General features: G+C 64.9%; 6 protein-coding genes. 3 read left to right on the top strand and 3 right to left on the bottom strand.

The window, feature by feature from the left end; translation table 11 throughout:
- Positions 1-259 precede the first annotated feature (259 nt).
- Together IEY21_RS14685 and IEY21_RS14680 are read right to left on the bottom strand one after the other, a co-directional pair.
- Positions 260-523, bottom strand: coding sequence for a hypothetical protein (locus IEY21_RS14685; protein ID WP_188905098.1), 264 nt, complete (start codon positions 521-523; stop codon positions 260-262).
- Positions 520-1107 carry a ParA family protein gene (locus tag IEY21_RS14680; RefSeq protein WP_188905097.1) on the bottom strand — a complete coding sequence of 196 codons (588 nt, stop codon included), beginning with the start codon at positions 1105-1107 and terminating at the stop codon, positions 520-522. Before IEY21_RS14680 ends, IEY21_RS14685 begins: the two co-directional genes overlap by 4 nt.
- Before the next feature lie 358 nt (positions 1108-1465).
- Between IEY21_RS14680 and IEY21_RS14675 the strand changes: the two genes are divergently transcribed.
- The 3 genes from IEY21_RS14675 to IEY21_RS14665 all read left to right on the top strand — a co-directional run bounded on the left by IEY21_RS14675 (position 1466) and on the right by IEY21_RS14665 (position 3914).
- On the top strand, positions 1466-1963 hold the full coding sequence (locus IEY21_RS14675) for a MarR family winged helix-turn-helix transcriptional regulator (protein WP_188905096.1): 498 nt from the start codon (positions 1466-1468) through the stop codon (positions 1961-1963).
- Positions 1964-2151: 188 nt separating this feature from the next.
- The gene (locus IEY21_RS14670; protein ID WP_188905095.1) at positions 2152-2727 is read left to right on the top strand and encodes a DUF6428 family protein; all 576 of its coding nucleotides are present in this window, start codon (positions 2152-2154) and stop codon (positions 2725-2727) included.
- A complete protein-coding gene (locus tag IEY21_RS14665) occupies positions 2724-3914 on the top strand; it encodes an MFS transporter (protein ID WP_229753129.1) in 1191 nt (396 codons plus the stop codon). Before IEY21_RS14670 ends, IEY21_RS14665 begins: the two co-directional genes overlap by 4 nt.
- A gap of 32 nt (positions 3915-3946) precedes the next feature.
- On the opposite strand, the gene IEY21_RS14660 is transcribed toward IEY21_RS14665, so the two are convergent.
- Positions 3947-6925, bottom strand: a complete 2979-nt coding sequence (locus IEY21_RS14660; RefSeq protein ID WP_188905094.1) for a bifunctional diguanylate cyclase/phosphodiesterase — start codon at positions 6923-6925, stop codon at positions 3947-3949.
- Positions 6926-6933: the final 8 nt, after the last annotated feature.

Below are 6933 nucleotides of genomic sequence, written 5' to 3'. Positions count from 1 at the left end.
GAGCTGTTCTGCCAGGGTTGTGAATTCGTCAGGATTCAGGCCGCAGAGCGACTCAAAGGACCGGGAACGCTGCATGAGGCGAGACACCTGAAGCATGCCCCCACTCTGCCCAATTCACCTCAACTGCGCAATGGGTCTTGAGTGCTGCCCCCGTGCCATCAGGATCAGCTCAAAAAAGTGTCCCAGCACCGCTTGCTGCGATCACACATTTGTGTGAAAATGTTTCATCACAATTTTGAAATGTCGCACACAGACACAATTACCGTTCGGTGGAGGTGTCTTCCTGGGCGCTCAGGGCTGCCGTCAGCAGTTGCTCTGCAAGCTCCTGTACGGTCAGGTCGCGCTGGACCGCGAGCAGCTTGAGCCGCTTGTGGGTCTGTGCCCGCAGCGCGACATTGACGCGCCGCTCGGGCGGTGCCGGCTGGAGTTCGGGCGGGGCCGCCTCTGTCTGGGGACGGAGCACGTCTGCAGAACGGCGCGCGGCCCCCAGAATGCTGTTTGCGTCCGTCTGCTTGCGGGTCATTCCAGCACCTCCAGGGCAGTAAGCGCCTCGCGGAACGGGGCGGTCAGGTGCGCCGGGATCAACTGGCCGAATGCGCGCTGGTAATCCACGGCCTTGCGGATCTGTGCCACCACCGGGTATCCCAGTTCCTCCAGAGCCGGCTTCATGGCGCTGCTGACGTTGTCGTGTTCGAGCCGGTTGAGCACAAAACCCAGTTGCACGCCATCTTGTAGCTCGACCTTGCTCAAGGCCTGGACCGTCTCCTGCAGGCGGTCCATCTCGCCGGCTCCGGGCAACAGGGGCACGAGCAGCACATGAGACTGCCGGGCCGTGTCCTGCAGCGTGCGCATGTCATTGGGTGGCGTATCCACCACCAGGAATTCCACGCGGTCCAGTCGGGTCGCCTCAATGGGCCCGATGACCTGGTAGGGAAGGGCTGTGCCCACAGCCTGAGCGCCATGCTGCCAGCCCATGGCGCTGCCTTCCGGGTCCCGGTCAAGCAGCGCCACCCGGTGGCCCCGCTCTCCGAGCACCTGCGCGATCCCCACCGACAGAAGCGTCTTGCCCACACCGCCCTTGCGGCTCAACACACTGATCACTTTCACACGTTCAGCATCTCACATCCGTACATCCGTAATGAAATGCAGTTTCACACAAAAGTGATTGCACACAAGAGCAGAGATGTTTTGGTGCCGGATGGTGGAACCGTGAAGTTCAGATCCATCCCGCCTCTCGGCCACAGAGGGAGGGATCACCGGAAGATTCCGGACGCCCTGCGCAGCAATCATGCCCGGCAACGGCATTCTGCGCCCCTCTGGCGTGGTGCCCCCATCCCTGCGTGCAGAAGTGGCGATCAGTCGAGCAGCGCGTGGGCAGGAAAACCCGAGGCAAGGGGTGGCCCTCGACCATCTTCCGCACATCGTTGCCCTTGACAACTAAATTGATTCCGACTAACGTACGGCCATGAATGTTGCGCATGACAACGAAGTGGAAGTGGAAATGGAAACTTCCCGGGCAGGGGAATCGCTGCGAACCATCGCACGCCTGATGACCGAGCTTCAGCAGCTCAACTTCGCGTGCTGTGACGTGAATTCCGCGACGCAGTGCAGCGTTCTGACCACCCTGGCCCGCGAGGGCAACCAGACCCTGGCCACCCTGACCCGCAGCCTGAATCTGGACAAGGCATGGTTGAGCCGGACCACCGACAGCATGGTTCAAGAGGGCCTGCTGATCAAGGCGCCGCACCCTGCCGACCGCCGCGCCCTGCTGCTTGAACTCACCCCGGCCGGAGTGCAGCAGGCCCAGGCCCTGAGCGGGGAACTGGATGGACAGGCCCAGCGGGTGCTGGCGCGCCTGCCCGGGGCGCAGCGGGGGCAGACCCTGCAGCTGCTGGAAGCGCTCCAGGCGGCGCTGACGGCAGAACTCCATGAAGGCCAGTGCCGCGCCGCGGGGGACCGGTGAGCCGGGTTCTGCCGCAGGGCACCCCGGCCCACCTCAGCGGACCCGGTCCACCAGCAGCCGGACGTGTCTGCCATGTCCCCCTGCGGTGACTCAAATACGCCAACCCAAGGTTTTCCTTGTGCCCACCGGGTTGCTTGCCGCCCGCTCCGTGACCTCCCCCCAAACCCTCTTGCCCCTCAGGAGTCCCCATGACCCAGACCGCCCCCCTTATTCCCGGCCTCAACGAAGCGACCTCTACCGGCGTGCTCATCGACGCCCTGCGTGCCCCGGCCCAGCGTCCCCTCGAATTTCACCTCAACGGTCAGCAGCTGGTCGGTGCCGGCTACCACGTCACCGAGGTCAAGGCCGTGAGCATCGAGGCCATGGACTGTGGCGGAAAGGCAGCGGCCTGGCGGGAAACGGTCATCCAGCTGATGGACGGCACCGCGGAAGAAGCTCAGGCCGGCTTCATGACCAACCGCAAGTTTCTGGCCATCTACGACCGCGTGACCCGCCACATCCCGGTGCGGCCCGAAGCCGAGGTGAGGTTCGAATACGGCAACGCCGAGGCAGCGGCGCTGCAGTACCACGTCAGCCACCTGGAAGTGCAGCCACAGCGGCTGATCGTTCATCTGCGCCTGCCCGGAGTGCAGTGCAAGGCGAGCGCGGCGTGCGGTCTGCCCGCGGACGCTGGTAAGGACGCTGCGGACCAGGGCTGCGTTCCGGACAGCGGCTGCTGTGCACCGGCGGTGACGGCGCCCGCCGAACCGATCCGGTTGCAGTGAATCCCCCTTCCCCGGTCGGTCCGCACCGGGTGGTGTGGTCCCTGGCCATGCTCGCCACCGTCGGTTACGGCGCGCTGTACTACGCGCAGCCGCTGCTGGCGGTGGCTTTCGAGGAAGCCCACGGCTGGACCCGCACCCAGACGGGTCTGGCCTTCACGCTGGCCCTGCTGCTTACGGCCGGACTTGCCCCGTGGGTTGGCCGCGTGCTGGACACCGGGCGGGGAGCGCGCTGGCTGAGCCTGGGCGCGCTGCTGGGCAGCCTGGCCTTCTTGCTGCTGGCCCTGACGTCACATTACCTGCTGTTCGTGTTCGCGTGGCTGCTCGCAGGCGTCTCGATGGGCCTGACCTTCTACGAGGCGGTCTTTACCGTGCTGCGCCAGCAGGTGGCCGCAGCGGCCCGCCGCCCGGCCACCCTGACGGTGACCCTGGTCGCTGGACTCGCCAGCACCGTTTTTGTGCCGCTCACCACGGCGCTGCTGGGCGGCGGTGGGCTCACGGCCGCGCTGCTCGGTCTGTCTGCTGTGCTGCTGTTCACGGGCCTGCTCATCTGGTGGGCGGTCCCGGACCGCGCCCCCCCAGCCGCCCAGGGCGCGGCGGCACCGTTCACGCCCGATCCGCTCTTCGGGCGGCTGACGCTGGCATTCACGCTGGCCCGGGTGGTGACCGTCGGGGTGGGGGTGCAGCTGGCCCCGCTGTTGCTGACCGCCGGACATCCGCCTGCCGTGGCGGCGGGCCTGACCGGGCTGCTGGGGCTGGCGGCCCTGCCGGGGCGAATACTCTTTGTGCCGCTGCTCGAACGGCTTGGCCTGTGGCCCCTGACCCTGGGGCTGGTGGGCCTGATGGGCGTGGGCACGGCGGTCCTCCATTTTCCGGCGACCACCGCGCTCAGCGCCGCCGGAATCGTGGCCTTCGGGCTTGCCAGCGGGGCGTTGACGCTGGCCCGCACCGAACTGCTGGCCCACCACTACCCCCCGGAACTGTTTGGGACGGCAAACGGACGGCTCGCCCGACCGGTCAATCTGGCCCAGGCCGTGACGCCTCTGGGCGTGGGGCTGCTCTACACCCTGACCGGCGCTTACACCTGGTCCCTTCACCTGCTCGTGGGCCTGGCACTGGGAGCGGTCTGGAGCCTGAGCGGTGGACCCCTGCTCCGGAAAGAGGCGCACCCGGATGCGCCAGCGCCATAGCAAGGGGAGACGGCAGAGTCCGGGCCCGTGGATCAGCCGACCCTGACCATGACGCCGGACGCCGCCCTGAGCAACTCCGAACACTGCTGGGCGGGCATGGGCCTTGCCAGCAGGTAGCCCTGCAGATTGTTGCACCCGACGGCATGGACATAGTCGGCCTGGGCCTGGGTTTCTATTCCTTCGGCCGTGACATGCAGCCCGAGTGAATGGGCCAGGGTGACCACCGAGCGAACGATGCTGGCGTTCGTTCCACCCTCCTCCAGACCCTCGAGAAACGACTTGTCGATCTTGAGGTGGGTCAGTGGAAAGCGGCGAAGATAACTCAGGCTGCTGTATCCCGTTCCAAAGTCATCCAGGGAGATGTTGATGCCGAGTTGTCGGAACTCATGCAGCACCTGCTCGGCATCTGGAACGTCGACGAGGATGCCCTCGGTGATCTCAAGAACCAGACAGTCCGGTGGCAGGCCATTGGCCTCCAGGCTCTGGCGCACCACGCCAACCAGATCTCTGTGGCGAAACTGCCTCGCGCTCAGATTGACGCTGACCGAGAGGCCGGGGGTATGTTCATGCCAGAGGCTGAGCTGCCGGCAGGCCTGCTGAATAACCCAGCTGCCGATGGTCAGGATCAGCCCACTGCTCTCCGCCAGGGGAATGAACTCGGCAGGGGAGACGCGGCCCAGTCGGGGGTGGTTCCAGCGCAGCAGCGCCTCGACACTGCTCACGCGGTGGTTCCCGGCGTCGTAGATCGGCTGGTAGAACACTTCCAGCTCCTGACGCTGCAGGGCGTAGTGAAGATCGGCTTCCAGCGTGAGCTGCTGGGGCGAGAGGCTCCGGGTGGTGCGGTCGAACCGGGCAAACCGGACCCCCTCCCGTTTGGCCTGATACATCGCCATGTCGGCGCGGACCATCAGCTCCTCGGCGCTGTTGCCGTCTTCCCGGCTCAGCGCCAGTCCCAGGCTGGCGTCGATGAAGACTTCCTGCCCGTTGAGTTCAAAGGGCCGATCAAAAAGGGTCATCAGCCGCTGCGCCGTGGCAGTCATGTTCTGTGGCGTTGGTGATTTCATGGGAAAGAGCAGCGTGAATTCGTCGCCGCCCATGCGGGCCACCACGTCCTCGGCCCGCGTGTTTTCCTTGAGCCGGGCCGCCACCTGGGTCAGCAGCAGGTCGCCCGCACTGTGCCCCAGACTGTCGTTGATGGTCTTGAACCGGTCGAGATCCATCAGGCCCACCATCACGCAGTCGCCGTCCCGGTTGGCCCGGCTGACCATCTGATCAAGCAGTTCCTTGTACAGCACGCGGTTTGGAAGCCCCGTTAGATTGTCGTACAGCGCCAGCCGCTGCAGGTTGTCCTGAGACCTGTACCGCTCGACCACAATGGCGGTCAGCCGCGCGACATCCTGCAGAAATTGCAGTTCCGCCGGTTGTGGTTCACAGGCAGTCCGGCCGTAAATGCCCAGCGCACCGACCGCCTCGTCTGGAGACGTCAGGAGGGGAACGGCCCAGGCGCTCCGGAGGCCGTGTTCACGGCGAAACTCCTGTGCCCTCGTTCTGTGGGGTTCCTGTCCGATGTCTTCAAGAATGACGCAGCGGCGCTGCTGGATGGACCGTTCCAGCGTACTGTCTTTCTGATCCAGGACCCGTGGGCCGCAGGCCTGTAATGCACGTGAAGCGTTGTTCACGCCCTGGATGTGCAGTTGGTCGCCTTCCTGCACTGCCACCACCGTGATGCTGTCTGGAAAGCGTTTGGACAGCAGTCCACACACCGCGTTCAGAACATCGGCCAGCGGGCGGTTTCTGGTCGCCAGTTCCATGATGGCCCGCTGGTCACATTCCAGTTCCAGCTGCAGATGTTGCTCTGTGACGTCCCGCTGGATGCTGATCCAGTGGGTGTACCAGCCCGTCTCGTCGGCCACGGGCGTGATCGAGAGGTGAACCCAGAAGGGCCGGCCGTCCTTGCGGTAATTCAGCAGCGTCTCGCTGACCGGCGTCCAGGCCTTGAGAGCGCTGCGGATGCGCGCCTTGACAGCCGGGTCTGTGTCCGGTCCCTGCAGCAGCCTGGGATTTTTCCCAACGACCTCAGCGAACGTGTAACCGGTCATGTGCGTGAAGGCCTGGTTGACGTACACCACGCGGGGGCCTGGATCGTCTACTGGTTCCGCCTCACTGATCACAATGGCGTCGTTGGCGTGCACCACCACCGTCTCCAGCAACCGCAGCCGCTCATCGACGATCTTCCGCTCGGTGATGTCCCGCTGGATCGAGATCCAGTGCGTGTACCAGCCCTGCCGGTCCCCATGGGGGGCAATGGACAGCTCGACCCAGAAGGGCGTGCCGTCCTTGGTGTAATTCAGGAGTTCGATCTGGATGGGCCGCCAGTGTTCCAGCGCCTCCCGGATCAGGTCGAGGGCAGCCCGTGAGGTGTCTGGGCCCTGGAGAATTCTCGGGGTCTGCCCGATGATCTCCCCCTCCTTGTAGCCCGTCATCCTCGTGAAGGCCTCATTGGCGTAAATGATCCTGGGCCCACTGGGCGCGTGGATTGGACGCCCTTCCGTGATCAATATGGCGTCATTGGCGTGAAGGGCTACACCCTCAAGCAACCGCAGGCGGTCTTCCTCAATCGAGCGCTGGGTGATGTCGCGCACGATTTTCACGCAATATTCTTCCCGCAGCCCGCTCTCCGAGGCCGGGTAGAACAGACTGGTGAGCTGAACGAGCAGGGCTGCGCCGCTGGAAAGGTGCTGCCGGACCTCTCCGGACCAGATCTGCCGTCCGGTATGGGCGTTTGCGGCCGCGGCCTGGTCGGCCGCACTCAGGAACTGGGTCCGGACCAGATCTGCAAAGGGAAGCCCGACCCGGTCGGGGCTCAGGCCATACAGGTCGGCGGCGGCGGCGTTGAAGTGCTGAATGTTTTCGTGCTGATCAAGAGCAATGACGGCATCTGAACTGTGCCGAAGACTGTTCCACGGCAGTTCCTGACCCGGCTCATCGAGGAAGGAATCAGCGCTCTTCATAAACACTT

This window comes from Deinococcus aerophilus, from assembly GCF_014647075.1.
In the GTDB taxonomy this organism is placed as follows: Bacteria; Deinococcota; Deinococci; order Deinococcales; family Deinococcaceae; genus Deinococcus; species Deinococcus aerophilus.
The sequence above is the reverse complement of the archived record's forward strand: the minus strand, read 5'-3'. Positions and strand labels throughout refer to the sequence as shown.

Excerpts from the sequence above, each read along its gene's own strand:
- IEY21_RS14685 (WP_188905098.1), bottom strand. The coding sequence starts at position 523 with ATGACCCGCAAGCAGACGGACGCAAACAGCATTCTGGGGGCCGCGCGC.
- IEY21_RS14675 (WP_188905096.1), top strand. The coding sequence starts at position 1,466 with ATGAATGTTGCGCATGACAACGAAGTGGAAGTGGAAATGGAAACTTCC.
- IEY21_RS14670 (WP_188905095.1), top strand. The coding sequence starts at position 2,152 with ATGACCCAGACCGCCCCCCTTATTCCCGGCCTCAACGAAGCGACCTCT.
- IEY21_RS14660 (WP_188905094.1), bottom strand. The coding sequence starts at position 6,925 with ATGAAGAGCGCTGATTCCTTCCTCGATGAGCCGGGTCAGGAACTGCCG.